Annotated in this window: 24 protein-coding genes; 13 read left to right on the top strand and 11 right to left on the bottom strand. The window is 71.7% G+C overall.

Features of this window, described 5'->3' with window-relative positions:
• Positions 1–54: 54 nt before the first annotated feature.
• Positions 55–549, bottom strand: coding sequence for an FBP domain-containing protein (locus AB0L95_RS33120; protein ID WP_365168159.1), 495 nt, complete (start codon positions 547–549; stop codon positions 55–57).
• 120 nt (positions 550–669) lie between these two features.
• Between AB0L95_RS33120 and AB0L95_RS33125 the strand changes: the two genes are divergently transcribed.
• Positions 670–1,659: a DUF3626 domain-containing protein gene (locus AB0L95_RS33125; RefSeq protein ID WP_365168161.1), complete on the top strand. Its 990-nt coding sequence runs from the start codon at positions 670–672 to the stop codon at positions 1,657–1,659.
• On the opposite strand, the gene AB0L95_RS33130 is transcribed toward AB0L95_RS33125, so the two are convergent.
• On the bottom strand, positions 1,602–2,240 hold the full coding sequence (locus tag AB0L95_RS33130) for a PAS domain-containing protein (RefSeq protein WP_365168164.1): 639 nt from the start codon (positions 2,238–2,240) through the stop codon (positions 1,602–1,604). The two genes, AB0L95_RS33125 and AB0L95_RS33130, sit on opposite strands and share 58 nt — an antisense overlap.
• 77 nt (positions 2,241–2,317) lie before the next feature.
• Complete coding sequence (locus AB0L95_RS33135; RefSeq protein ID WP_365168166.1) at positions 2,318–2,596, bottom strand: hypothetical protein; 279 nt, start codon at positions 2,594–2,596, stop codon at positions 2,318–2,320.
• Between the two features lie 252 nt (positions 2,597–2,848).
• On the opposite strand from AB0L95_RS33135, the gene AB0L95_RS33140 reads away from it, so the two are divergent.
• From AB0L95_RS33140 to AB0L95_RS33150, 3 genes are all read left to right on the top strand, one after another.
• Positions 2,849–6,016, top strand: coding sequence for a cytochrome P450 (locus AB0L95_RS33140; RefSeq protein ID WP_365168168.1), 3,168 nt, complete (start codon positions 2,849–2,851; stop codon positions 6,014–6,016).
• A 257-nt stretch (positions 6,017–6,273) separates the two neighbouring features.
• The gene (locus tag AB0L95_RS33145; RefSeq protein WP_365168170.1) at positions 6,274–7,563 is read left to right on the top strand and encodes an ROK family transcriptional regulator; all 1,290 of its coding nucleotides are present in this window, start codon (positions 6,274–6,276) and stop codon (positions 7,561–7,563) included.
• 131 nt (positions 7,564–7,694) lie between these two features.
• On the top strand, positions 7,695–7,952 hold the full coding sequence (locus tag AB0L95_RS33150; RefSeq protein WP_365168173.1) for a hypothetical protein: 258 nt from the start codon (positions 7,695–7,697) through the stop codon (positions 7,950–7,952).
• Positions 7,953–8,033: 81 nt separating this feature from the next.
• Here AB0L95_RS33150 and AB0L95_RS33155 read toward each other — a convergent pair whose 3' ends face one another.
• The 3 genes from AB0L95_RS33155 to AB0L95_RS33165 all read right to left on the bottom strand — a co-directional run bounded on the left by AB0L95_RS33155 (position 8,034) and on the right by AB0L95_RS33165 (position 11,138).
• The gene (locus AB0L95_RS33155) at positions 8,034–9,002 is read right to left on the bottom strand and encodes an SDR family NAD(P)-dependent oxidoreductase (protein ID WP_365168175.1); all 969 of its coding nucleotides are present in this window, start codon (positions 9,000–9,002) and stop codon (positions 8,034–8,036) included.
• 393 nt (positions 9,003–9,395) lie between these two features.
• On the bottom strand, positions 9,396–10,058 hold the full coding sequence (locus tag AB0L95_RS33160) for an HAD family hydrolase (RefSeq protein WP_365168177.1): 663 nt from the start codon (positions 10,056–10,058) through the stop codon (positions 9,396–9,398).
• 51 nt (positions 10,059–10,109) lie between these two features.
• Entirely contained in the window at positions 10,110–11,138 is a 1,029-nt protein-coding gene (locus AB0L95_RS33165; protein ID WP_365168179.1) for a PHP domain-containing protein, read from the bottom strand.
• Between the two features lie 110 nt (positions 11,139–11,248).
• On the opposite strand from AB0L95_RS33165, the gene AB0L95_RS33170 reads away from it, so the two are divergent.
• Complete coding sequence (locus tag AB0L95_RS33170; protein ID WP_365168182.1) at positions 11,249–11,497, top strand: hypothetical protein; 249 nt, start codon at positions 11,249–11,251, stop codon at positions 11,495–11,497.
• A 118-nt stretch (positions 11,498–11,615) separates the two neighbouring features.
• Here the strand turns inward: AB0L95_RS33170 and AB0L95_RS33175 are convergent, their stop codons facing one another.
• Together AB0L95_RS33175 and AB0L95_RS33180 are read right to left on the bottom strand one after the other, a co-directional pair.
• Positions 11,616–12,854, bottom strand: coding sequence for a family 16 glycosylhydrolase (locus AB0L95_RS33175; RefSeq protein WP_365168184.1), 1,239 nt, complete (start codon positions 12,852–12,854; stop codon positions 11,616–11,618).
• 236 nt (positions 12,855–13,090) lie between these two features.
• Positions 13,091–13,651 (bottom strand): VanZ family protein, encoded by a 561-nt coding sequence (locus AB0L95_RS33180; RefSeq protein ID WP_365168187.1) that lies wholly within the window; start codon positions 13,649–13,651, stop codon positions 13,091–13,093.
• Positions 13,652–13,904: 253 nt separating this feature from the next.
• Between AB0L95_RS33180 and AB0L95_RS33185 the strand changes: the two genes are divergently transcribed.
• Genes AB0L95_RS33185 through AB0L95_RS33210 form a run of 6 tightly spaced genes read left to right on the top strand, consistent with a single transcriptional unit; the run spans position 13,905 to position 17,660 of the window.
• Positions 13,905–14,087, top strand: coding sequence for a hypothetical protein (locus tag AB0L95_RS33185; protein ID WP_365168189.1), 183 nt, complete (start codon positions 13,905–13,907; stop codon positions 14,085–14,087).
• Positions 14,084–14,536, top strand: a complete 453-nt coding sequence (locus AB0L95_RS33190) for an MrpF/PhaF family protein (RefSeq protein WP_365168191.1) — start codon at positions 14,084–14,086, stop codon at positions 14,534–14,536. The genes AB0L95_RS33185 and AB0L95_RS33190 overlap by 4 nt, the downstream gene beginning before the upstream one ends.
• On the top strand, positions 14,529–14,792 hold the full coding sequence (locus tag AB0L95_RS33195) for a hydrogenase subunit MbhD domain-containing protein (RefSeq protein ID WP_365168193.1): 264 nt from the start codon (positions 14,529–14,531) through the stop codon (positions 14,790–14,792). Before AB0L95_RS33190 ends, AB0L95_RS33195 begins: the two co-directional genes overlap by 8 nt.
• The gene (locus AB0L95_RS33200) at positions 14,789–15,556 is read left to right on the top strand and encodes an MnhB domain-containing protein (protein WP_365168196.1); all 768 of its coding nucleotides are present in this window, start codon (positions 14,789–14,791) and stop codon (positions 15,554–15,556) included. The genes AB0L95_RS33195 and AB0L95_RS33200 overlap by 4 nt, the downstream gene beginning before the upstream one ends.
• The gene (locus tag AB0L95_RS33205) at positions 15,553–15,900 is read left to right on the top strand and encodes a sodium:proton antiporter (RefSeq protein WP_365168199.1); all 348 of its coding nucleotides are present in this window, start codon (positions 15,553–15,555) and stop codon (positions 15,898–15,900) included. Before AB0L95_RS33200 ends, AB0L95_RS33205 begins: the two co-directional genes overlap by 4 nt.
• Positions 15,900–17,660: a proton-conducting transporter membrane subunit gene (locus AB0L95_RS33210; protein WP_365168201.1), complete on the top strand. Its 1,761-nt coding sequence runs from the start codon at positions 15,900–15,902 to the stop codon at positions 17,658–17,660. Before AB0L95_RS33205 ends, AB0L95_RS33210 begins: the two co-directional genes overlap by 1 nt.
• 25 nt (positions 17,661–17,685) lie before the next feature.
• Here the strand turns inward: AB0L95_RS33210 and AB0L95_RS33215 are convergent, their stop codons facing one another.
• Entirely contained in the window at positions 17,686–18,366 is a 681-nt protein-coding gene (locus AB0L95_RS33215) for a DUF4230 domain-containing protein (protein WP_365168204.1), read from the bottom strand.
• A 302-nt stretch (positions 18,367–18,668) separates the two neighbouring features.
• On the opposite strand from AB0L95_RS33215, the gene AB0L95_RS33220 reads away from it, so the two are divergent.
• Entirely contained in the window at positions 18,669–19,622 is a 954-nt protein-coding gene (locus AB0L95_RS33220; RefSeq protein WP_365168206.1) for a ribose-phosphate pyrophosphokinase, read from the top strand.
• A 154-nt stretch (positions 19,623–19,776) separates the two neighbouring features.
• On the top strand, positions 19,777–22,056 hold the full coding sequence (locus AB0L95_RS33225; RefSeq protein WP_365168209.1) for a DUF1996 domain-containing protein: 2,280 nt from the start codon (positions 19,777–19,779) through the stop codon (positions 22,054–22,056).
• Between the two features lie 98 nt (positions 22,057–22,154).
• On the opposite strand, the gene AB0L95_RS33230 is transcribed toward AB0L95_RS33225, so the two are convergent.
• Both AB0L95_RS33230 and AB0L95_RS33235 read right to left on the bottom strand, forming a co-directional pair.
• The gene (locus AB0L95_RS33230; protein WP_365168212.1) at positions 22,155–22,541 is read right to left on the bottom strand and encodes an anti-sigma factor antagonist; all 387 of its coding nucleotides are present in this window, start codon (positions 22,539–22,541) and stop codon (positions 22,155–22,157) included.
• A gap of 138 nt (positions 22,542–22,679) precedes the next feature.
• Positions 22,680–23,630: an NADP-dependent oxidoreductase gene (locus AB0L95_RS33235; protein WP_365168214.1), complete on the bottom strand. Its 951-nt coding sequence runs from the start codon at positions 23,628–23,630 to the stop codon at positions 22,680–22,682.
• Between the last annotated feature and the right edge of the window lie 36 nt (positions 23,631–23,666).

Raw genomic sequence — 23,666 nt, forward strand, 5'->3', positions numbered from 1 at the left:
CGTGTGCGGGGTGCCGGGCCGGGCCGACGGGCGGCTTGCCGCCCCCGCCCCCGGTCAGGCGTGCAGCTTGTCCAGGAAGGCCGACAGGTTGTCCGTCATCCGGGCGAGCTGCTGCTCCGTGGTGAGCGTCTCCTCGAAACGACCGCCGGCCTCGGGCACCTTCTTCCCGCGTATGTACAGGGGGCAGGCGAGGTCGGTGCACATGTAGATCCCCACCGAGTTCCCCTCGCGCCCCGCCGCGCCCGCCTTGCGGGCCGTCATCAGGGAGACGCCGTTGCCGGGGTGCGTGGTCAGACAGAGCGAGCACATGCTCCGGTGCAGGAAGCCGCGCTGCGAGGACGGGAAGCGCAGCGCGATGCCGACGAGCCGGTCGGCCCGCTCGGTGACGAGGTAGCTGCGGTCCGGTGCGCCGGGGTCCCGCCAGCCCAGGAAGTCCAGGTCGTCCCAGGGGCGTTCGTCCAGGTCACGGGGGATCGCCAGCCGCTTCGCCTCTCCCTTCGAGCAGTTGACGAACGAGCTGCGGATGTCCTGCTCGGTGAGCGATCTCATGAGGGGTCCTTCTGCGGAACGGTGCTGAATCCAGAGAACATGGGCCCTCGGCTCCTGGGTCAATAACCTAGGGCCCATAGGTTTCTGCCTAAATTAGCAAGCAGGATCGGGGGAGAACCAATGAATTTCCGAAGCGACCCGAAGGCGACCACGAGGCCCGAGCGAGCCCTACGCCATGTGGCCGCCCGCTCCGCGGGGCCGGTGGTGAGCCGGGAGCTGCGGGTGACGCTCAACTTCCATCCCGACCGGTTCGCCGACGGTCGGCCGATCCTCGAGGCCCTGGCCGCGGACGGCGCGTACCGCTCGCAGTTCGTCACCGGCACCAGCAACGGCGGGCTCACCGCCCACCCCGGTGGCGATCGTTGGCGCTGGGAGAGCCGGATCTTCGGCGGGGCGTACGACACCGCGCCGGCGCACCAGCGACCGGTGTACGGGGCGCTGAACTTCCGGCATCAAGTCGTGGGCGCGGCGCCACGCTTCGGCTCCTCCCACTTCCGGCTGACCGCCGACGCGCTGGCGCGGGCCACGTTCTGCTACCCGGACAGCGCCGCCGAGCCGTCCCACTTCGGGGTGGCCGCGGGGATGGATCTGATCGAGCGAGCCGAGGCCGACGACCGGGACGCCCTCGACGACTACATCGAAGCGCATGTGCACGGTCCTGTCGTGCCGGCACGGGACGCGGAGGCCCTGGTCCTGGACGCGAGCTACCGCGACACCCCGGTCGAGGCCGCCGCCCGCCGGCTCCCGTGCCCGCTCGAATGGCACCCCGGGTACCGGCTCTCCGTGGCCGAGCTGCGCCGCCATCCGGACTTCCGTGGTCCGCAGTACGTCGAGTTGGGGGCGCACATCGCCGTCGGGGGACACCTCGACCCGAGGATCATCGGTGACGCCGTGCGCACGGGCCGATACGATCCGCAGGACCTGAAGAAGGTGCGGCACTGCCTGGCGCGCTTCGGCGCGCCGCACGGCGCGGGAACGGCGTCGGTGCCGCGGGCGGCGCCGCTCGTGCCCGGCGCGATCCACGCGGACGGCGGATCCGAGGCGCTCGCGACTCAGCAGCCCGCCACCACCGGCGGCCACACCCCCGGCGCGAGAACGCCCAGCGCATAGGCGCGTGCCACCAGCTCCGTACGGTTCGCCGCGCCCCAGCGTTCGGACAGGCGGCGCAGGTGGTAGGCGACGCCGTCGGCGGTGAGACCGGTCTCCCGCGCCGCCTGGGCCGTGGTCGCGCCCCCGGCGAGCAGGGCGAGGATCCGGGCCTCGGCGGGACTCGCCGACGGGGCCGGGGAGCACTCCTGCGCCGTGGGCCGCTCGCCCAGTACGCGCACCACGATCAGCAGCGCGGTCGTCGCCTCGGCCGAGTCGCTCACCGGGTCCGCGGTCAGCTCGCCGCGGCGCGGCACGCCGTCGGCCGCGTCCCAGCACACGGACACCGGATAGCGCGAACGGTGCCGCAACCGCAGCGCATGGGCGATGCGCTCGATCTGGGTCGGTTCCTGTGGCCGGAACAGGTCCAGTACGTTCCGCCCCCGCAGGCTCCCCGGCGTGCCACCCCACTCGGCCGCCATCGCCGGATTGGCCAGTACGACCGTCCCGTACACATCGCACACCGCGACCGGTATCGGGATCCGGTCGAAGAGCGTCAGGGCCCGATTCCGCCACACGACGTCGGGCGCCTGCCCCGACTCCATCCGCACCCTCCCAGCCTGCCTGGGCAACGATAGACGCCCAGGTCAGGGGTTGAGGACGAGGCCTCTCGGCGGAGCCGTCAGGCGTCTTCCTCCGGAACGCCTGCCTGTGCTCGCGCCTCGGCCTCGACGTCGCTGCGTGTCCTGCTGTGCTCCTTCGCGTAATCGGCGATCTCGATCTGAAGATCGCGGTCGAGATCCCGCCACGCTCGCAACGCGGTCTCGTACAGGTCGGACTGCCGCTTGGTCCACGTCGTCGCGGTGGGCGGCCCGTACATCTCGCGCAGCCCGGCCGCCTTCGTCTCCGCCTCGCTCGCCGCCCGCTGCATCTCCACGATTTCTTCAAAAGTCTTCGCCACGGCCGGATATTAGGCGGGCTCCTGGGGGCCGCCTTCCATGACCCGCTCGACAGGCAGCGAGATCGTCCGGTCGGCCCTGGGGCACGGCATCGTGCCGCGCCCGGCCCGCCTCTTGCGCACCCCGGCCCACTTGGCAAGGGGCGGCACCCGGATTGCCACTGCAGATTCCTGTAGTGCGGAGCCACGGACAGCCCACGGCCGGCGCGCAGTCTGGGAGCAGTACTCCCTTACGGCGAGAGGAAGTTGTCGCCCATGCCCCCCACCGTGTCCCCGCAGCCACCGCACACCCGGCACGGCGTCCCCGTGATCGATGTGTCCGGCGAGGGCCCCCGCCGCGACCCCATCCAGCAGATCATGGAGCTGATGCGCCGACACGGACCGGTGTTCGTCCGCCGGCTGCACGGACGGGACGCCCTGTTCGTGAGCGATCCCGATCTGGTCACCGAGCTCGCCGACGAGACACGGTTCGCGAAAGCCATCGGACCGGCGCTGGAGAACGTCCGTGAATTCGCCGCGGACGGCCTGTTCACGGCGTACAACGACGAACCGAACTGGGCCAAGGCCCACGACATCCTGATGCCCGCCTTCGCGCTGGGGTCGATGCGCACCTACCACCCCGTGATGGTGCGCGTCGCGCGTCGCCTGATCGACTCCTGGGACCGGGCGAGCCGGGAGGGCCGTCCGGTGGACGTCGCCGACGACATGACGCGCATGACCCTCGACACGATCGGGCTCGCCGGGTTCGACTACGACTTCGGTTCGTTCGGACGGGACGAGCCGCACCCCTTCGTCGCGTCGATGGTCCGTTGCCTGGAGTGGAGCATGACCCGGCTGAGCCGGAAGCCGGGCGAGGACACCACGGCGGCGGACGAGGCCTTCCGCGCGGACGCCGCCCATCTGGCCAACGTCGTCGACGACGTCATCTCCGCACGTACGGCGGACCCGGGACAGACCGAGGCGCGGGATCTGCTGGGCCTGATGCTCACCGCCCGGCATCCCGCCGACGGTACGCCCCTCGACACCGCCAACATCCGTCACCAGGTCATCACCTTCCTGATCGCCGGCCACGAGACCACCTCCGGCGCGATGTCCTTCGCCCTGCACCACCTCGTCAAGAACCCCGCCGTGCTCCAACTGGTGCAGCGGGAGGCCGACGCCCTGTGGGGCGACACCGCCGACCCCGAGCCCACGTACGACGAGGTGGGCAGGCTCACCTACACCCGGCAGGTGCTCAACGAGGCACTGCGGCTGTGGCCGACCGCCGCGGCGTTCAGCCGGGAGGCCCGCGAGGACACCCTGCTCGGCGGACGCATCCCGGTGCGCGCCGGACAAGCCGTCACCATCATCGCGCCGATGCTGCACCGGCAGCCGCTGTGGGGCGACAACCCCGAGCAGTTCGACCCCTCCCGCTTCACGCCCGAGGCGGAGGCGGTCCGCTCACCGCACGCCTTCAAGCCCTTCGGCACCGGTGAACGCGCTTGTATCGGACGGCAGTTCGCCCTGCACGAGGCGACCATGCTGCTCGCCATGCTGGTGCACCGCTACCGCCTGAACGACCACGCCGACTACCGGCTCACGATCAAGGAGACGCTCACCCTCAAGCCCGAGGGCTTCACCCTCACCCTGACCCCGCGCACGGCAGCCGACCGGGAGCACGCACCCCTGCCGGGCGCCGCCCCCGCGGCCGTGACGTCCCCGGCCGACGTCGTCGCCCTGCCCGCCCGGGTGCGCCCCGGCACCCGTACCCTCTTCCTGCACGGCAGCAACTACGGCACCTGCCGTGCCTTCGCCGCGCAACTCGCCGACGAGGCGGCCGCGCTGGGCTGCGAGACGGAGGTCGCGCCCCTCGACGCCTACGCCGCCGGACTGCCCACCGACCGCCCCGTCGTGATCACCGCCGCCTCCTACAACGGCCGGCCCACGGACGACGCCGCCGCCTTCGCCACCTGGCTGTCCGAGGACTCCTCGACCGCGACGGACGTCACCTACGCGGTGCTCGGCGTGGGCGACCGCAACTGGGCCGCCACTTATCAGCACGTCCCGGTCCGGATCGACGAACGCCTGGCGGAACTCGGCGGCACCCGCCTGCTGGAGCGCGAGGCGGCCGACGCCTCCGGAGACCTCGGCGGCGCCGTGCGCGCCTTCACCGCGCGGCTGCGCACCGCCCTCCTGGAGCGGTTCGGCGACCCGGACGCCATCACCGCAGCCGAGGAGCCCGCCCGGGCCTACGGGGTCCGGACCCTCACCGGTGGGCCCCTGGACGCGCTCGCCGAGCGACACGAGCTCGTCCCCATGACCGTCACCGCCGCGTACGACCTGACCGCCCCCGGCCACCCCCGGCTGAAGCGGTTCGTGCGCGTCGCGCTGCCCGAGGGCACGACCTACCGGACCGGCGACCATGTGGCGGTCCTCCCCGTCAACGACAAGGCCCTTGTCGAGCGGGCGGCCGACGCGCTCGGCGTGGACCTGGACACCGTTCTGGACATCCGCGCGACCCGCCCCCGCCGGGACGGCCTCGCCGTCGACCGGCCCCTGACGGTACGTCAACTCCTCACTCACCACGTCGAGTTGCAGGAACGCCCCACGCCGGCCCAGCTGGCCGTGCTGGCCGAGGCCAACCCGTGCCCGCCCGAGCGTGCGCGCCTGGTCGCCCTCACCGACGACCCGCGTACTCTCCTGGAGGTGATCGAGGCCCATCCCGCGCTGCGCGGCGCCCTGGACTGGCCGACGCTGCTCGATGTCCTCACGCCGCTGCGCCCGCGCCACTACTCGGTGTCCTCGTCGTCCGCCGCCGACCCCGGTCACATCGACCTCATGGTCTCGCTGCTCCAGGCCCCCGCCCGGTCCGGCAACGGTACGTACCGGGGTGTGGGCTCGGGCCACCTCGCCACCGTCCAGCGCGGTGACACCGTCCTGGCGCGGATCCAGCCCTGCCGCGAGGCCTTCCGCGTGGACCACTTGGTCCCGGTCATCATGATCGCCGCGGGCACCGGCCTCGCCCCGTTCCGCGGCGCCGTCGCGGACCGTGTCCAGGCGCTGGCCGAGGGCGCCCGACTCGCGCCCGCCGTCTGCTACTTCGGCTGCGACGCGCAGGACGCGGACTTCCTGCACGCCGACGAACTGCACGCGGCCGAGGACGTCGGCGCGGTCTCGCTTCGCCCCGCGTTCAGCGCGGCGCCCGTCGACGGCATCCTTTTCGTCCAGCACCGCATCGCGGCCGAGGCCGACGAGGTGTGGCGGCTGCTCGACGCCGGAGCCCGCGTCTATGTGTGCGGCGACGGCTCCCGTATGGCGCCCGGCGTCCGCGCGGCGTTCCGGGCGCTGCACGCCGAGCGCGCACCGGGCGAGGAGTCGGAGCGGTGGCTGAACGAGCTGATCGCGTCCGGCCGTTACGTGGAGGACGTGTACACGGCCGGCTGAGCAGTGAACGGACCGTGTCGCCGGGGCCCGCAGCGCGCGGCGGGCCCCGGCGACACGGACATTTCGGGGCTACTGGGCAGGGAGCCACGGGGCATGGCGGGGAGCGCGGGGACGCGGATACGAGTGGTGAGCGAGTGGCGCAATCCGCCCGCGATTGTCATGTCTTAAATTAGGTCCTGATTTAAGATCGCGTTAAGGGGCGCCCGAAGGGCGGCGCGACGGTATCGTGCAGATCGGACAGGGCCGGAAGGAGTCACATGGCGGGGCGGAACGGGCGCACGGTACGTGATCTGCGCCGGGGCAATCGCGCCGAGGTGCTGCGGCGGTTGTACTTCGACGGCCCGATGAGCCGGTTCGAACTGGGCCCGGTGACCGGCCTGAGTTCCGGCTCCATCAGCAACGTGGTCGCCGAACTGGTCGCGGACGGACTGGTGGAGGAGGCCGGCAGCGTCGACTCCGACGGGGGCCGCCCGCGCACGCTCCTGCGTGTCGCGCCCGCCAGCGGGCACATGATCGGCGTCGATGTCGGCGAAACCCGGGTCCGCGTCGAGCTGTTCGACCTGGCCCTCACCGAACTCGCCCGGACGGATCGACCGTTGGAGCATCAGCGCTACGACGTCGAGGTCGTCGTCGGGCACATCCGGGACGGCATCGCGGAGGTCCTGGCCGCCGCCGACATCGCCCCCGAACGGCTCCTGGGCGTCGGCATCGGCGTACCCGGCATCGTGGCCCGTACCCCCGAGCAGGGCGCCGTCGTGCACGGCCAGACCATCGGCTGGGACGCCGTACCGGTGGAGTCCCTGCTCCGTTCCACGTGCCGGCTCCCGGACTCCGTCCCGTACTTCATCGACAACGGAGCCAGGACCCTCGGTCAGGCCGAGATGTGGTTCGGCGCCGGGCGCGGCGCCCACAGCGCGGTCGTGGTCCTGTTCGGCTCCGGCGTCGGGGCCTGCCTGGTCACCGAGGAGGGCGGCAGCGGGCAGGCCGTGGAGTGGGGTCATCTGACGGTACGGGTGAGGGGGCGGCGGTGCCGCTGCGGCGCCCTCGGCTGCCTGGAGGCGTACGCGGGTGCGGAGGCGCTCATCGACCGCTGGCGCGAGCAGGGCGGCAGGCCGCCCGAGCACACCGACGAGGAGACGGCGCTGACCTCCCTGCTGGCCGCCGCCTACCCTCCCGAGGGCACCGCGGCGGACCCGGTGGCGCTCGCGGTCCTCGAGGAGACGGCGGAGTATCTGGGCGCGGGCCTGTCGGACCTGATCAACCTCTTCCAGCCCGAGCGGATCCTCATCGGCGGTTGGGCAGGCCTGCAGCTCGGTTCCCGCTTTCTGTCCTCGGTGCGCCGGCACGCCATGGCCTACGCCCTGCGGTATCCGGCCGAGCGGGTCTCCCTCGACATGGGCAGGCTCGGTCCGGACGCGGTGACGGTCGGGGCGGCGATCCTGCCGCTCGCGGACTTCTTCGCGCGCGGCGGGCGGCGTGCGGAGCCGGCGGACGAGGGACGATGGCCGACCTGGCGGACGGCGCTGGAGGAACGGACACCGCGCTGACCGCTGTCTCGCGGGGCGTCGCCCGCCGTTTCGCCGATGCCGGCCGGGGTACCCGGGTCTCGCCCGGAAAGGGGCCCGCATCCCGCTCGCGGGCCCCGAGAGCCAGGCGAGCGAAGAACGGAGTGAGCGCCGTGACCGAACAACGGCACCAGGGTCCCGGCGAGCGCCCCCGTCCGATCCCGCGGGACATGCCGGACCAACAGGCCGGCTCGGTCGAGGACCCGTGGGACATCCGCACCGGCAGGCGCGGCCCCGCCCACACGCCGGACACCACGGAGTCCGCGAAGGACGTACCCGACACCGACGAGGCGGGCACCGGCAGGCGGGGCGCCCCCCATCAGGACACGGCTCCCACGGACCACCCCGTCCCGGACGAGCCCTCCGACTGACTCGCCGCCACGCGGACAGCGACCAGCACCCCCGATGCGGACCGGGGCCGACCGCACGCCGGCCGGCCCCGGTCCGTCGTCTCAGGCGCGGGACGCGAACGCGTCGACGCCGGTCAGTTCCGCGGACAGCTCCCACAGGCGCGCGGCCTGCTCCGGGTCCGTCGCCCAGGCCTTGACCCCACCGCGACCGCCGTCCGCCGGCGCAGGCTCCGCGATGTCACAGTCCTCGCAATACACCCCGCCCATCCCGGCGAGCTGAGGCGAGGTAGCGGCCCACACCTGGGTGGCCGCTCCCTGCTCGGGGGTCTTGAAGGCGTCGGGGTCCACCAGTGCACCGGTCTCGTCGATCCAGCCGCGCTCGACCATCTCCTCGCGGCTGAGGTGGCGCTGCAACGGGGTGAGGATGCCGCCGGGGTGCAGGGAGAAGGCGCGCACGCCACGGTCCCTGCCGAGCCGGTCCAGGTGCACGGCGAACAGGACGTTCGCGGTCTTCGCCTGTCCGTATGCCTCCCACTTGTCGTAGCCCTGCTTCCACTGCGGGTCGTCCCAGCGGATCGGCGAGCGGTGGTGACCGGCGGACGACACGGACACGACCCGGGCCCCGCCCGGCTCGATGGCCGGCCACAGATGGTTGACGAGCGCGTAGTGGCCCAGGTGGTTGGTGGCGAACTGGGCCTCCCAACCGGGACCGACCCGGGTCTCCGGGCAGGCCATGACGCCGGCGTTGTTGATCACGAGATCGAGGGTGCGGCCGGAGGCGAGGAAGCGTTCGGCGAAGGCGCGCACGCTCGCGAGGTCACCGAGGTCCAGCTCGTCCACCTCCACACGGTCGAGGCCCGCGAGCGCCGCCTCGGCGGCGGCACGGCGCCGCGCCGGGACGACGACCCGGGCACCGGCCTCGGTCAGCGCCCGCGTGGTCTCCAGTCCGAGCCCGGAGTAGCCGCCGGTCACGAGCGCGAGCTTGCCGGAGAGGTCGATTCCGTTCAGGACGTCCTTCGTGGTGCTCCTGGCGCCGAAGCCCGACCTGATTCTGTGCTGTGCAGTGCTCATACGTCGCACGCTACGAATTGGAGCGCGCTCGAAGTCAACTTGGAACCCGCCCCGGCCTCGTCCGGCCCCGTGCGGAAGGCCCCTGGCCGGTCCCGCGCGGAGGGCCCCTGCGGGTCCAGGGCAAGAAAGAGCCCCGACCGGACGGGGGAATCGCGGTCGGGGCCGACTGTGGTGGGGGCGCACGGCGGTCGCCTCTCGGCGAAAGGCTCCACAGGGCTTCAGCCGAACGATCGTCCCTGTGGGCTGGAGATGAGGCCCGGGGACACTGTCCCGTCCGCTCCCACGGCTGGTTCAACGGGAAACTACCGGTCAGTGTTCCGAAAAATCGACGACCTGTGCGTGACCTGTGTCACGTCGTCCGCCCGCCCGGTCGCGGGCACTCGGACCTCGGAGCTACGCGTCCGGCGCCAGCGGACTGTCGCCCAGTCTGGCCAGCAGATGTGCCGGATCCTGGAAGACGGCGCGGGCGCCCGCCTCCCGCAGGTCCGCCTCCGGAATGCCGCCCGACAGCAGACCGACGCACGTCACCCCGGCCCGGGTGCCCGCCCGCATGTCCCATACCGTGTCGCCCACGAACACCGCCGACTCGGGCGGCACCCCGGCCAGCTCCAGGGCGTGCTCGACGGGCTCGGGCGCCGGCTTCCCGGCCTGCACGTCGTCGGAGCTCGCCGTCGCCGCGATGGCGTCGTCCGCCCCGATCGCCCGGCGCAGCGCCGACAGCTCCCGTCCGCTCGCCGACGTGGCCAGGACGACGTTCCAGCCGTCGTGGTCGAGGCGCCGCAGCAGCCGCCCGGCGTCCTTCAGTGGGGGCAAGCGGTCGAAGTACGTCCCGTACAGGGCCGTGTGCGTGGCGACCAGCATGTCGATCTCGTCCCGGTCGCCGCCGCCCAGAAGACGGGCGATCAGGTCCTCCGACCCGAGGCCCACCGACCGGTGGATCGCATGCATCGACACCTGGTGGCCCGCCTGCCGGAACGCCTCCCACCACGTCGTGACATGGAGATGATTGGTGTCGACAAGGGTCCCGTCCACGTCGAACACGGCCGCCCGTCCCATGATGGATCTTCCTCCCTCGCGTACGGGTTCGGGTACCACGGGACATGCCCGTCACACGCGCGAGGGCACCGTCCGCTCCCGGGTCCAGGCCAGCAGTTCCTCGACGCTCCAGGTGGTGACCACACGCTCGGCGGGCACCCCGCACTCCTCGGCCCGCGCGCAGCCGTGGATCTGCCAGTCGAGCTGACCGGGCGCGTGCGCGTCGGTGTCGATCGAGAACAGCACGCCCGCCTCCACCGCCTGCCGCAGCAGCCGACGCGGTGGGTCGAGCCGCTCGGGCCGGCTGTTGATCTCCACGGCCGTACCGGACTCGGCGCACGCGGCGAACACCGCGTCCGCGTCGAACTGCGACTCGGGTCGCCCACGGCCGGTGACCAGCCGCCCCGTGCAGTGGCCGAGCACGTCGGCCCGCGGATCACGGACGGCGGCGATCATCCTGCGAGTCATCGAGCGCGCGTCCATACGCAGCTTCGAGTGCACCGAGACCACCACGACGTCCAGCCGGTCCAGCAGCTCCGGCTCCTGGTCCAGCGCGCCGTCGTCGAGGATGTCGCACTCGATGCCGGTGAGCAGCCGGAACGGCGCCCACTGCGCATTGAGCGCGGCGACCACCTCCAACTGCTCGCGCAGCCGCTCGGCGGACAGACCACGGGCCACCGTGAGCCGCGGGGAGTGGTCGGTGAGCACTGCCCACTCATGACCGAGCCGTGCGGCCGCCCTGCCCATGTCCTCGATCGGGCTGCCGCCGTCCGACCAGTCGGAGTGCAGATGGCAGTCGCCGCGCAGCAGCTCCCGCAGCCGCTCGCCGCCCTGGGCCAGAGGCGTCGCGCTCTCCCGCTCCAGCTGCTCCAGATAGCCCGGGACCCGCCCGGCCAGTGCCTCCCGCACCACCTGGGCGGTCTTGGGGCCGATCCCGCGGAGGGTCTCCAGCGTCCCGGCCGCTGCCCGCTCGGCGACCTCCTCCTCGTCCAGCGCGGACAGCACGGAGGCCGCGGTGCGAAAGGCCCGTACGCGATAGGTCGGCGCCCCCGTGCGCTCCAGCAGGAACGCGATCCGGTCCAGCGCTGCGACGGGACCCATCGGCACCTCCTCACCCCCAGCGTTGCCCACGGGCGCCCTGCTCGCACGGCGGACGCATCGCGGATGCCGCCCGAAGCGCTCCGACTCCCCGGGCGCTCTACGCTCTATGCATGACCGAAATCGCGAGCCCCCACATCTCCCATCCGCGGATCATGGTGCTCGGAGTCCAGCCGGGCAATCCGCCGTTCCGAATCGTGGAGATCGACGGCCAGGTGGTCGCCGAGGCGAGGTCGCTCACCGACGTGCTGGCGGTCGCCGCGGAGGCAGGCATCCCGATCCATGACGTCGACGATCCCGATGTGGTCCGGTGGGTGGGCGGCGACAAGCTGACCTGGAGGCTGCACCGCTACCACCACTGAGTACCACCGGCAGGTCCGGTCCCGCGCCCCGGCGCACCCGTACGGCGGGCTTCGGCGTTGCCGCCGAAGCCCGCCGTCGAGTGGGTCCCCGGCTCCCGTCGTACGAGCCGACGACGGGTCAGCCGACCGTCCACTTCTGGTTGGCGCCCCCGGAGCAGGACCAGATCTGCAGCCGGGTGCCGTTCGCGGAGTTGTTGTCGCTCACGTCCAGGCACTTGTTCGCCTGTGGATTCACGATGTCGTGGGCCGCGCTGACCGTCCACTTCTGGTTCGGGCCGCCGGTGCAGTCCCACAGCTGGACCTTGGAGCCGTCCGCTGTGCCGTTGTCGACCACGTCCAGGCACTTGCCGAGCGCCCGTAGGGTGCCGTCCGACGCCACCGTCCACTTCTGGGCGGCCGTGCCGTTGCAGTCGTACAGCTGGACAGGGGTGCCGTTGGCCGAGTTCGCGCCCGCCACATCCGCGCACTTGCCCGCGAGCCCGGTGATCGGGACACCGGTGCCGCCTGAGCTGTCGCTCGTCGTCACCTTCACCGAGTCCACGACGAGTTGCTGGGGGAACGCGGTGGAGCCGTCCGGGTCGCCCGGCCAGTAGCCGCCGACGGCGAGATTGAGGATCAGGAAGAAGGGCTTGTTGAACACCCAGGTCTTGCCGCCCAGATCGGCCGGGGTGCGCCGCTCGTAGACGGTGCCGTCCACGGACCAGGTGATCGAGTCGGGGGCCCAGTCCACGGCGAAGGTGTGGAACGCGTCCGCGAACGCCTGGCCGTTCGGCAGGGAGTACCCGGCGCCGATGCCGGCGGAGCCCGAGTAGCCGGGCCCGTGGATGGTGCCGTGGACGGTCCCCGGCTCGAAGCCGACGTTCTCCATCACGTCGATCTCACCGCTGTTGGGCCAGCCGACCTGTCCGATGTCGTTGCCGAGCATCCAGAACGCCGGCCACATGCCCTGCCCGCGCGGAATCTTCATCCGGGCCTCGACATGGCCGTACTGCGCCGCGAACTTCCCCGAGGTGTTGAGCCGGGCCGAGGTGTACTGGCAGGTGCCGTACCAGCACTGGTAGTTCGCCGGGTTCTCGCGGCGGGCCGTGATCACCAGATGTCCCTGACCGTCCAGCGCCGCGTTCTTGTTGCCCGACGTGTAGTACTCCCGCTCATGGTTGTTGACGTTGTCGCCGGTCTCGGTCTGCCACTTGGACGAGTCGACGGCGGCGCCGGCCGGCCCGTCGAAGTCGTCGGAGAAGACGGTCGCGTCCGCCGCCTGCGGGGCCGCGTGGGCCGCCGGCGTGAAGGCGGACGCGGCGAGTATCGCGGAGAGCGCGGCGAGGAGACATCTGCGCAGCAGGCGTGGGGAGTCCATGACGCTGCCTTTCCGTACGGCCGCCCGGACCCGGGTGGCCGACTGAGGTGGGGGGTGGGGCCGGTGCGGCCGGACATGCCGGGCGCGCCGGAAGCGGCGTGTTGGTTCAGTTCTTGATTCAAGAGGTGAGGTAAGGGGTCGTCAAGACTTTGGTCCAGACTCATCATGCGACGTGTGCTGATGGGTGCTCATGCCGAGCGTGTGCCCCGCCGCACACGTCGGGCGGGCGCCTCTGGTCAGTTCTTCTTCATCCGGTCCTTGTCGCCGCGCGGCCGCACACGCGCGTGCACGGCGCGCCCCAGCCGTCGTCCGAGCAGCAGATAACCGAGCAGCGCGCCGGTCGTGTTGAGGATGACGTCGTCGATGTCGAACGCACGGCCGGTGACGAGCGCCCCCTGCGCCAGCTCGACCAGCAGCATCACCACGGCGGTCACGATGCCCACGCGCACGATGCCCCGGGTGCCGGGCGCCAGCACCGGCAGCAGGATCCCGAACGGTACGCCGAGCAGGACGTTCCCGCCGATCTGCTTGACGGCGTCGCGCGCCGCGGGCTGATCCAGATAGGCGCGCAGCGAGCGGCCCGGGTGCAGATTGCTGTGGACCAGGGCCCGGGAGGCGGGCGACGGCTCCAGCGTCATCCGGGCCAGTGCCGCCGCGAAGGCCACCATCGCCACGAAGGCGAGCGCCATGACCAGCAGCCGGACGGGGAGCGCGAGCGGCCGTCGCTCCTTTGGTGACCCCGTGGTCCCGCGGCGACCGGCCTTCGCGGTGCTCGCGCCCGACGCTGTGCGTGCCATCTGGCCCTCCCGGTTTCGACGTCCCTCTGGCTAGGCCCTGTTACCCCCGTTGGGTCCGCTGATGCCGGGTCGCGCCCGGCCTGGGGGCGCAGTCGACCCGATGCGCCTCAGGCGTGGCGCAGGCGGTTTCCCGTCCCGCGGGCGGGGCACTCCGGGCAGCAGTCGCCAAGCGCGCCGTCGCTTTCCGGGAGGGGCGCGATGCTTGGATGACATGCCGGACATTGCCGGAGGAAAGGGCGATCGGAGGAGGAGCATGAACGCGCGCACGGCACTCGGGGCCGCCTCCGAAGTGCTCGGCTGGTGGGCCGCCCTCACTCTGCTCTGGCTCGTCCTCATCAGCACGGTCGACACCCTGGAGTGGGCCGTGGGGACCTCCGCCGCGCTGGTCTGTGCGATCGCGGCCTGCGCCGCACGGCGGGCGGTGAGCGCACGGTGAACGGCTGGATCTGGACGGCCACCGTCGCGCTCGGCGCGGGCGTCGGCGCCACCGTGTGGGGTGTCGCCACCGGGCCGCTGCGTCGGCGCGTCGTCGCCCAGAACCTGTCCAGCGCGGTGGCCGCCCCGGGACTGCTGCTGCTCGCCCAGGGCTACGGACGCCCCGCGTACATCGATCTCGCCCTGCTCCTCGCCCTGCTCGGCCCGGTCGGCACCCTCGTCTTCGCCCGGCTGCTCGCCGACGACCTCGCCGCCGACCCGCCCCGCTCCCGGGCCGTCACCTTCGCCGTCGCCGGGTACGGGGCCGTGGTGGTGCTGATCCTGTGCGCCGTCACCGGCCCGGGACGCGCCATGGTCAAGCTGCTGGTCGTCGGGGCGCTGCTGATCGGCGGCAATCTCGTGGCCTCCCGGGCCCTGTCCGGCGGATTCACGGAGAACCGGCGTGGATGATCCGCTGATCGTCGTCGTCCTGCTGCTGGTCGCCGCCGCCGCGACCGCGGCCGTCGCCGTGCGCGACCCCGTGCGCCAGGCCCTCGTCCTGGCCCTGCTCGGCGTCTGCCTCGCCGTGCTGTTCACCGTCGCGCAGGCCCCCGACGTGGGTCTGTCCCAGCTCGCCGTGGGCTCCGCGGTGACCCCGCTCCTGATCATGCTCTCGGTGCGCAAGGTCAGACGCAGGCAGAAGGACGGGAAGGGCAGGGCGCGATGACCCGGCGCCTGCGTATGGTCCTGTTGGCCCTCGGCGGCACCGGCCTCGCGGCTCTGCTCGTCGCCGCGTGCCTCGGCCTGCCGGACTTCGGCGGCGACCGGCACCCCTACGGCGACCGGGCCGTGCGTGCCTCGCTCGCCCGGCACACCGCCAACACCATCGCCTCCGTCAACTTCGACCAGCGTGCCTTCGACACACTCGGCGAGCTGAGCATCCTGTTCGCCTCCGTGCTCGGCACCGTCGTACTGCTGCGGCAGACCCGCGACGAGAAACGCGGACGACCGGACCCGGAGGAGGCCGCGCTCCCCGTGCGGCGCTACGCACTTGTCGTGCTGCCCGTCGCCCTCGTCTGCGGCCTCTATGTGATCGCCCACGGCCAGCTCAGCCCCGGCGGCGGCTTCCAGGGCGGAGTCGTCGCGGCGACCGCCCTGCATCTGCTCTACCTCGGCGCCGACTACCGCGCACTGGAACGCATCCGGCCGCTGGGCCTGTTCGAGGTCGGCGACGCCCTCGCCGCCAGCGCCTACCTGGTCACGGGGCTCGCGGGTGTCCTCGTCGGCACGTCCTTCCTCGCCAACACCCTGCTTCCCCACGGCACGTTCAACACCCTGTCGTCCGGTGGGACGGTGCCCCTGCTCAACGCCGCCATCGGGATGGAGGTCGCCTGCGCGGTCGTCGTCCTGCTCGCCCGCTTCCTCGACCAGGCCGTCGAGATCGAGGACGACACCGAGCACGACACCAAGGAGGACGAGGCGAAACGATGACCGTACTGCCGTACCTCGTCGCCGTGTGGATCTTTCTGACCGGCTGTTACGGCCTTGCCACCAGCCGCAATCTCATCCACGCGGTCGGCTGCCTCGCCGTCTGCCAGTCCGCCACCTACGTCCTGCTGCTGGCCGTCGGCTACCGCGCCGGCGCCACCGCGCCCGTCTACTCCGACATCAAACCCGGCTCGCGCCCGGTCGTGGACCCGGTGGTACAGGCCCTCACCCTCACCGACGTCGTCGTCGGCGCCACGGTCACGGCCCTGCTGCTCGCCCTTGTCATGCAGGTCTCCAAACGCCATGGCACGGTCGACCCGGACGCACTGCGGGAGCTGCGCGGCTGATGAATCATCTGCTCCCCCTGCTGGTGGCCGCGCCGCTGCTCGGTGCCGGCCTGCTGATCGTGTGCGGGCGCCGACTGCCGCGCATCGCCGCCGAGAGCTTCGCCTGCGCCGTCTCGGCCGGGACCGCGGCTCTCGCGATCCTGCTGTGCCTCAACTCCTCACCTCCGCTCACCGAATGGGTCGGAGCGTGGACGCCGCACAACGGTGTGAGTGTCGGGATCGTCCTCATCGGCAACGGCCCCGGGCTCGGCATGGCCGCGCTGGCCTCCCTGCTGACCCTGGCCGCCCTCGCCTACTCCTGGCGCTACTTCGAGGAACCGCCCCGCAGACACGCCGGTTCCTACCCGGCCCTCATGCTGCTGTTCCAGGGCGGCATGTGCGGGTTCGCGATCACGGGTGACCTGTTCAACGCGTTCGTCTTCTTCGAGCTGATGGGCGCCGCCGCCTACGCCCTGACCGGCTATCGCGTCGAGGAGGCGAAGGCCGTCCAGGGCGCTCTGACCTTCGGCGTGATCAACTCGCTCGGCGCCTACGCCATGCTCATGGGCATCGGGCTGCTCTACGCGCGCACCGGCGAACTCTCCATGATCCATATCGGCCGGGCGCTGGACACCCACGGCGGACCGGACGCCCTGACCCTCGCCGCCTTCGTGCTCGTGCTGACCGGGCTGCTGGTGAAGGCCGCCGCCCTGCCGTTCCACTTCTGGCTGCCCGACGCGCACGCCGTCGCACCCACCCCGGTGTGCATGCTGCTGTCCGGTGTCATGGTCGAACTCGGGGCGTACGGGGTCTGGCGCGTCTACGGCACCGTCTTCGCCGGACCGGGCGGGATCCCGGCGGCCGACTTCGAGCGCGCGCTCACCGTGCTCGGTGTCCTGACGGGGGTGATCGGCGCCCTGATGTGCTGGTACCAGCGCCATGTGAAACGCCTGCTGGCCTGCTCGACCATCGCCCATATGGGCCTGTTCCTCGTCGGCATCGGCTCCCTGCTGCCCGAGGCCGACGACGGGGTCGCGCTGTACCTCCTCGGCCACGCCGGTGCGAAGGCCGCCCTGTTCGCCTGTACCGGCCTGCTGCTGGACCGGTTCGGCTCGGTCGACGAACACGCGCTGCACGGGCGCGCCCGGCGGCTGCACGGGGTCGCGGTGATGTTCGTGCTCGGCGGACTGGCGCTCGCCGGACTGCCGCCGTTCGGCATCGCTCTCGGCAAGGCGGTCGTCGAGGAGGCGGTGGGCGGGCCGCTGACCGTGGTGTACGTCCTTGTGTCCGCGGTGACGGGCGGCGCGGTGCTCCGGGTCGCCGCGCGGGTCTTCTACGGACTGGGGCGCCGGCCGCGGGTCGGGTCCGCGTACGAGACCACCGGGACCGGCGAGGAGCCCGAGACCCGGCACCGGTTGAGCCGGATCCCGGACACCATGACGGCCGTGCCCGGCCTGCTGCTCGCCGGCTCGCTCGCCGTGGGGGCGGTGCCGGGCTTCGCCGGGGTCGTGGCGCGCTCGGTGAACGAGGCCGGATCCGGCGGGACGGTCGCCACCCCGCACTGGACCGTGGCCGGTGTCCTGCTGGGGCTGGCCTCCACGGCGCTCGCCCTCGCCCTGGCGGCGCTCGCCGTCAGCCGCCCGGAACTGCTCGGCGCACGGCCGTGGACAGTGCCGCTGCGACGGCTGCAGTCCGGGCACATCGGGGACTACGTGGCCTGGTTCCTGGTGGGCACGGTTCTGCTCGGGGCGCTGGCGCTGCCCGGGATCCTGACCGGCTGACGGGCGCCCCTCGTGTGCGGAGCTCTCAGGTGCCGTAGGACACCTTCACCTCCTTGAAGCCGAGGGACCTGAGCAGACCGTCCAGCATGCTGGTGGTGTTCGTCTCGGCGCGCTTGGTCAGTTCGCTCTCCTTCGCGGCCTCGCCGATGTGCCGGACCGCCAGCTGCTGCACGGCGCGTTCGCTGTTGGGGTTGTCCGAGAAGAGGTCGCCGATCCGGTCCAGCAGGCCCCGCTGCTTGGAGACGGCGTAGGAGCGGTCGGGGTCGAGCGTGGGCTTGCCCAGCGCCGCGTGCGGCAGCCGGAGGGTGGCGGACGTCCGGTCGCCGTTGACCGTCACGTCCTGGGTGCCGACCTTGCCGAGGTCGACGTACGCGTCGACGGTGCCCGCGCCCACGTACAGCGTGCGGGTGCCGCGGATCGCGGACGGCAGGAACCTGGAGTCCTTCTCCAGGTCCACGACCACCTGGAAGTTGCCGGAGGCGGCCTCGTAGCGGCTCATGTCCTGGATGGACGCGAGGAGCACGGGCCCTGACCGGTCGTGCGTGTCCATGCCGAACAGATCACGCAGTCCCGGCAGCACACTCAGCCGGAGCCCGGCGAACAGCACCGCGAGCACCGCGACGAGGGCGATGACCGCCTTGGCCCAGCCGGGCGTCCGCCGCTGCACGGGCGTCGGCTCGGACCTCTGCTTCGTGGACGTCGTCATGTCGACAGTCCTCCCTTCTTCTCGCCGGTTTCCCGCCACATGCCGTTCCGGAACGCGGAGTTGGCCGTTTGCGGCCACCGAAGGCGACGCGCCCCGGTCCCGCGTACGGACGGCTGTCCGCTGCCACCGCGACAGTCGTACGGTGACTGCGCATCGCGTCTGCTCCGGGTACTGCGTCCGTGGGGGTTGTCTCGCACCGAGGGGGACACCCCACGGACGCCGGACCGCGTCACCGGGCGGCGCGGGGGCCGGTCAGTAGCATGTGGCGCGCAGTTCGTTTTCGATCATTCGAGGAGCGGATCGTGCGTGACATCGCCGTCTTCAGCGGCAGTGCCCATCCCGAGCTGGCGGCGGAGGTGTGCGCGCACCTGGGGGTGCCGCTCAGCCCGGTGCGTGTCAGCAGATTCGCCAACGACTGCTTGGAGGTACAGCTCCAGGCCAACTGCCGCGAGCGGGACGTCTTCCTCGTGCAGCCACTGGTCACCCCCGTGCAGGAGCACCTCGTCGAGCTGCTGCTGATGTGCGACGCGGCACGCGGTGCCTCCGCCGGGCGCATCACGGTGGTCATGCCGCACTACTCGTACGCCCGCTCGGACAAGAAGGACGCGCCGCGGATCTCGATCGGCGGGCGGCTGGTGGCCGATCTGCTGGTCGCGGCCGGGGCCGGCCGCGTCCTGGCCATGACCCTGCACTCACCCCAGGTGCACGGCTTCTTCTCGGTGCCGGTCGATCATCTGCACGCCCGCCGGGAGCTGGCCGCGTACTTCCGCCGGTACGACCTCTCGCATGCCACCGTCGTCTCGCCCGACCTCGGCAACGCCAAGGAGGCGGCGGCCTTCGCACGGATGATCGGGGCACAGGTGGCGGCGGGCGCGAAGCAGCGGTTCGCGGACGACCGGGTCAGTATCAACTCCGTCATCGGCGATGTCGCCGGACGGGATGTGATCGTGCTGGACGACGAGATCGCCAAGGGGAGTACGGTCCTGGAACTCCTGGACCGGCTGCGGGAGGCGGGTCCGCGGTCGATCCGGATCGCCTGCACCCACGGCCTGTTCGCGGCCGGTGCCCTCAAACGGCTGAGCGAGCAGCCCGATGTCCTGGAGATCGTGTGCACGAACACGGTGCCGGTCTCGGTCGGGGAACGCACCGAGAAGCTGCGTGTCCTGTCCATCGCCCCCGCCCTGGCCGAGGCCGTGCGACGCATCCACAACGGCGAGTCCGTCAGCGCTCTGTTCGAAGCGCCCCGGGACGAATAGGGAGAAGGCGTACGTCGGCATCGCGAAGACATATGAGCTCACTGTGAATTCGTGATGCGTTTGAACACGTCCGGGATCGGCTGCGTACAGGGGAGGGGATTTTCGTGCCAGGCCCCACGACGTGCCAGGCTCCACAACGTGTAGGAGTACTCCCTTGAGACGCAACTCGCGCAGACGCCCGACCGGCGCACGGCGCGCGACTTTCGCTGCAGTCGCGCTGATCATGGGAGGAGGGGGACTGGTAGCGGCGAACGTCTACGCCTCGGCGAGCGAGGGCGGCTGGGGCGGTACGTCCGGCCAGGGCGGCGACCAGACCCTGGCGTCGCGCACCGTCACCCTCGACTGCCCGGACGTCGGCCAGCAGCTGACCCAGACTCCGCCCCGGGCGAAGCAGCAGGTCGACACGGAGCTGGCTGCCCTCGACAAGCAGATCACCGAGGCGTACGAGCGGCTCGCCTCGACGCGCCAGGCGCAGACGGACGACGGGAACTACGTCCAGAACGCGATCCTCGGCCCGCTGAAGGACAGGCGCGCCGCGGTGATCGACCGCATCAAGGCCGACTACCAGCAGGCGGGCACCACCGCTCCCGGCGCGATCGACGGCATGGCCCCGTGCACCGGGGTCCCCGCCGACCAGGGGCAGCCTCCGGCCGACGGGCAGAACGGCACCGGGCAGAACGGGACCGGTCAGAACGGAAACGGCCAGAACGGCGGCGGCCAGAGTGGCGGCGGCCAGAGTGGCGGCGGCCAGAACGGCACCGGCCAGGGCGGCGACGGGCAGAACGGAAGCGGCCAGAACGGTCAGCAGCAGGGCAACGGCGGACAGGGCGCCAGTGGTCCCGTCGCCTCGGACTTCGTGGACATCCGAAGCGTGCAGCCGAACGCCCAGAAGCCCGCTCGGCAGGGCGACGCCTCGACCGGCGCCTTCGTCACCAAGTGCGGTGTCAACGCAAACGGCAACCACAACACCGACAATGTGATCGTGGCGCCGGGCGTCAAGAACGGCGCTCACCATCTGCACGACTACGTCGGCAACCAGTCGAACGACGCCTTCGCCACCAACGACACGTTCGCGGCGGCCCAGACGAGCTGTGAGAACCAGCAGGACAAGTCGTCGTACTACTGGCCGGTGCTGCGGGTGCAGGACGGCACGCAGGACTTCGACCAGAACAACGACGGCGGCGGCAAGGAAGGCAACATCGGCAAGATCCTGGTGGCCAAGCAGGCCCAGATCACCTTCGTCGGCAGCCCGACGAGCAAGGTCGTCGCGATGCCGAGGTTCCTGCGGATCATCACCGGTGACGCCAAGGCGTTCACCAACGGTCCGGCGAACGCCAACGCTCACTGGAGCTGCACCGGCTTCGAGGACCGCCAGCTGACCGACAAGTACCCGATCTGCCCCTCCGGGAGCAGCGTCGTGCGCTCGTTCGCCTTCCAGAGCTGCTGGGACGGCCAGAACATCGACAGCGCCAACCACCGCACCCACGTCGCCTTTGCCGATGCCGACGGGAACTGCCAGAACGGCTTCAAGGCGATCCCGCAGCTCACGATGCGCCTGGTGTACGACGTGCCGCCGCCGGTCATCGAGAACGGCCAGGTGAAGAACCCCTACGCGGTGGACGGCTTCCCCGAGCAGCTGCACAAGGCGATCACCGACCACGACGACTTCATCAACGTCATGACCGACGAGCTGATGGGCCAGGTCGTCGACTGCATCAACAGCGGCCGCGAGTGCGGTGGCGGCGCCGGTGACTCGTCGCAGAACACGCCCCCGCCCTCCGACCCTTCGTCCGGTGGCAACGCGGGTTCCGGCCAGGGCTCGTCGAACGGTGGCAACGCGGGTTCCGGCCAGGGTTCTTCGTCCGGTGACAACTCGGGCTCGGGTCAGGGTTCTTCGTCCGGTGACAACTCGGGCTCGGGTCAGGGTTCTTCGTCCGGTGACAACTCGGGCTCGGGTCAGGGATCCTCGTCCGGTCACCACTCGGGTGCGGGTGCCGGTTCCTCGGCGGGCGGCAACGCGGGCTCGGGGTCCTCGGCCGGTGACCACTCCGGGTCCGGGGCCGGATCCGGCGGCGGGCAGACGGCGCAGCCGACGACCGGTACCACGGGCACCTCGGGTGCCGGTACGGGCTCGGGCGGTGGCAACCCGCGTGTCTTCGCATCGGCCTCGGCGGCCCATGGTGAGACGTCCGCCGCGCCGCAGGGTGCCTCGGACGACAGCCAGAGCGGGTCGGGAGCCGGCCGGCCCTCGGCGACCGCGCAGCCTTCCGCCGCGGGCGGGGTCGCCCCGTCCGTCCCGCCGCAGACCGAGCCCCAGGCGGTCACGGGCGGACTGGCCGAGACGGGCGCCCATCTGTGGCCCGCCGCGGCCGGAGCGGTGCTCGTGATCGCGGGTCTGGTGCTGCTGCGCCGCATCGGACGCAGGTCCTTCTGACCCTGCTCGCGGACGGCACATGAAGGCGGCGGGACCTGCCGACTGGTCCCGCCGCCTTCACTCGTGCCGGCCCGGGCCGCTCCCGCACCCCCACCGGATCAGTTGATCTCCAACGTCCCGGTGGCCTCCGACCGGCCGAGCACCTCGTCCAGCGACGCCACCGGCGGCAGCACCTCGGCGAGCCGGGTGAGGTGCAGAATGCGCAGCGTCAGAGGATGGGTGCAGACCAGGTGCAGCGAGCCGTCCTGGGCGAGCACCCGGCGCCGGGCGCGGAAGAGCAGGCGCAGCCCCGAGCAGTCGAAGAACTCCACCGGGCGCAGGTCGATGACGATCCGCGGTGCCGGGCGGCCCGTCGCGGCGTCCAGGAACGGCGTGATCTCGAGTGCCGCGAGGACATCGATCTCACCGTGGAACTCGATCACCAGATGAGCGCGGTCCCGGAGGATGCGCAGGGACCGGGGGAGTGGTGCGGGGCCGTGCTGCACGTCGACATCGCCTCCACCGGTTCCGGGCAGGAGTGGGCCCAAGTGCATTGTCCACTCTGCAAGTTACCTCGATGGAGCGAATTTCAGCATGTTCGGTTGACATATGTCTTCAACATTGCGCGTGCAGCTGAGGATCCGTCAGTCCATCAACAGGACCAGCTTGCCCGTGGTCCGGCCGGCGTCGCCGACCTCATGCGCCTTGGCGGCCTCGGCCAGCGGGAACGTCCCGGCGATGGTCGCCCGCAGCCTGCCCTCCTCCACGAGCCCGGCGATGGCCCGCATACCGTGGCGGTCGGCGTCGACGAGCATCTCGGTCGCGCGCACCCCCAGCTTCTCGGCCTCCAGGGGCAGTTCCCTCGATCCCGTGGGCAGGATGGTGACCAGGATCCCGCCCGGACGCAGGGTGCGCAGTGAGCGCCGGACGTAGTCACCGCCGATCGTGTCCAGGACCACGTCGACGTCCCGCACCGCCTCGGCGAAGTCCGTCTCCCGGTAGTCGATCAGTTCGTCCGCGCCCAGTTCCCGCAGGAAGTCGTGCTTGCCCGCGCTGGCCGTGCCGATGACGTACGCGCCGCGCGCCTTGGCGATCTGCACGGCCACGTGCCCGACACCACCGGCGGCCGCATGGATCAGCACCCGCTGGCCCGGCCGCAGGTCCGCCGTCTCGACCAGGGCCTGCCAGGCGGTCAGCGAGACCAACGGAAGCGCGCCGGCCTGGGCGTGGTCGACAGCCGACGGCTTGTGGGCGAGGGCGCGGGCCGGGACGGTGACGTACTCGGCGTGCGAGCCATGGCCGAAGGGGTAGGGCAGCATCCCGAAGACCTCGTCCCCGGGGTTGAAGAGGGCGACGCCGAGTCCGGTCTCCTCGATCACGCCGGAGACGTCCCAGCCGAGGACGAACGGCGGCTCGCCGAGGAACCCGCCGGTGGCGCGGTGCTTCCAGTCGGTCGGGTTGACCCCGGCCGCGTGTACCCGGACCAGCACCTCGTTGGGTCGCGGAGTGGGGCGCTCCAGCCGGACTTCCTTGAGGACCTCGGGGCCGCCGAGGACGTCCTGGCCGATGGCGCGCATGGTGTTCACAGTGCTCATGGTGTCCCAGCGTGCCGGGGCGCGCCCTTCGAGAAA

Origin of the sequence: Streptomyces sp. NPDC052036, assembly GCF_040680495.1 — a bacterium.
Taxonomy (GTDB): domain Bacteria; phylum Actinomycetota; class Actinomycetes; order Streptomycetales; family Streptomycetaceae; genus Streptomyces.

Bases quoted from the DNA above. Each gene is read 5' to 3' on its own strand.
- AB0L95_RS33155 (WP_365168175.1), bottom strand. From the start codon at position 9,002: ATGAGCACTGCACAGCACAGAATCAGGTCGGGCTTCGGCGCCAGGAGC.
- AB0L95_RS33125 (WP_365168161.1), top strand. From the start codon at position 670: ATGAATTTCCGAAGCGACCCGAAGGCGACCACGAGGCCCGAGCGAGCC.
- AB0L95_RS33165 (WP_365168179.1), bottom strand. From the start codon at position 11,138: ATGGGTCCCGTCGCAGCGCTGGACCGGATCGCGTTCCTGCTGGAGCGC.
- AB0L95_RS33215 (WP_365168204.1), bottom strand. From the start codon at position 18,366: ATGACGACGTCCACGAAGCAGAGGTCCGAGCCGACGCCCGTGCAGCGG.
- AB0L95_RS33210 (WP_365168201.1), top strand. From the start codon at position 15,900: ATGAATCATCTGCTCCCCCTGCTGGTGGCCGCGCCGCTGCTCGGTGCC.
- AB0L95_RS33180 (WP_365168187.1), bottom strand. From the start codon at position 13,651: ATGGCACGCACAGCGTCGGGCGCGAGCACCGCGAAGGCCGGTCGCCGC.
- AB0L95_RS33160 (WP_365168177.1), bottom strand. From the start codon at position 10,058: ATGGGACGGGCGGCCGTGTTCGACGTGGACGGGACCCTTGTCGACACC.
- AB0L95_RS33200 (WP_365168196.1), top strand. From the start codon at position 14,789: ATGACCCGGCGCCTGCGTATGGTCCTGTTGGCCCTCGGCGGCACCGGC.
- AB0L95_RS33120 (WP_365168159.1), bottom strand. From the start codon at position 549: ATGAGATCGCTCACCGAGCAGGACATCCGCAGCTCGTTCGTCAACTGC.
- AB0L95_RS33235 (WP_365168214.1), bottom strand. From the start codon at position 23,630: ATGAGCACTGTGAACACCATGCGCGCCATCGGCCAGGACGTCCTCGGC.
- AB0L95_RS33130 (WP_365168164.1), bottom strand. From the start codon at position 2,240: ATGGAGTCGGGGCAGGCGCCCGACGTCGTGTGGCGGAATCGGGCCCTG.
- AB0L95_RS33175 (WP_365168184.1), bottom strand. From the start codon at position 12,854: ATGGACTCCCCACGCCTGCTGCGCAGATGTCTCCTCGCCGCGCTCTCC.
- AB0L95_RS33170 (WP_365168182.1), top strand. From the start codon at position 11,249: ATGACCGAAATCGCGAGCCCCCACATCTCCCATCCGCGGATCATGGTG.
- AB0L95_RS33205 (WP_365168199.1), top strand. From the start codon at position 15,553: ATGACCGTACTGCCGTACCTCGTCGCCGTGTGGATCTTTCTGACCGGC.
- AB0L95_RS33140 (WP_365168168.1), top strand. From the start codon at position 2,849: ATGCCCCCCACCGTGTCCCCGCAGCCACCGCACACCCGGCACGGCGTC.
- AB0L95_RS33145 (WP_365168170.1), top strand. From the start codon at position 6,274: ATGGCGGGGCGGAACGGGCGCACGGTACGTGATCTGCGCCGGGGCAAT.
- AB0L95_RS33185 (WP_365168189.1), top strand. From the start codon at position 13,905: ATGAACGCGCGCACGGCACTCGGGGCCGCCTCCGAAGTGCTCGGCTGG.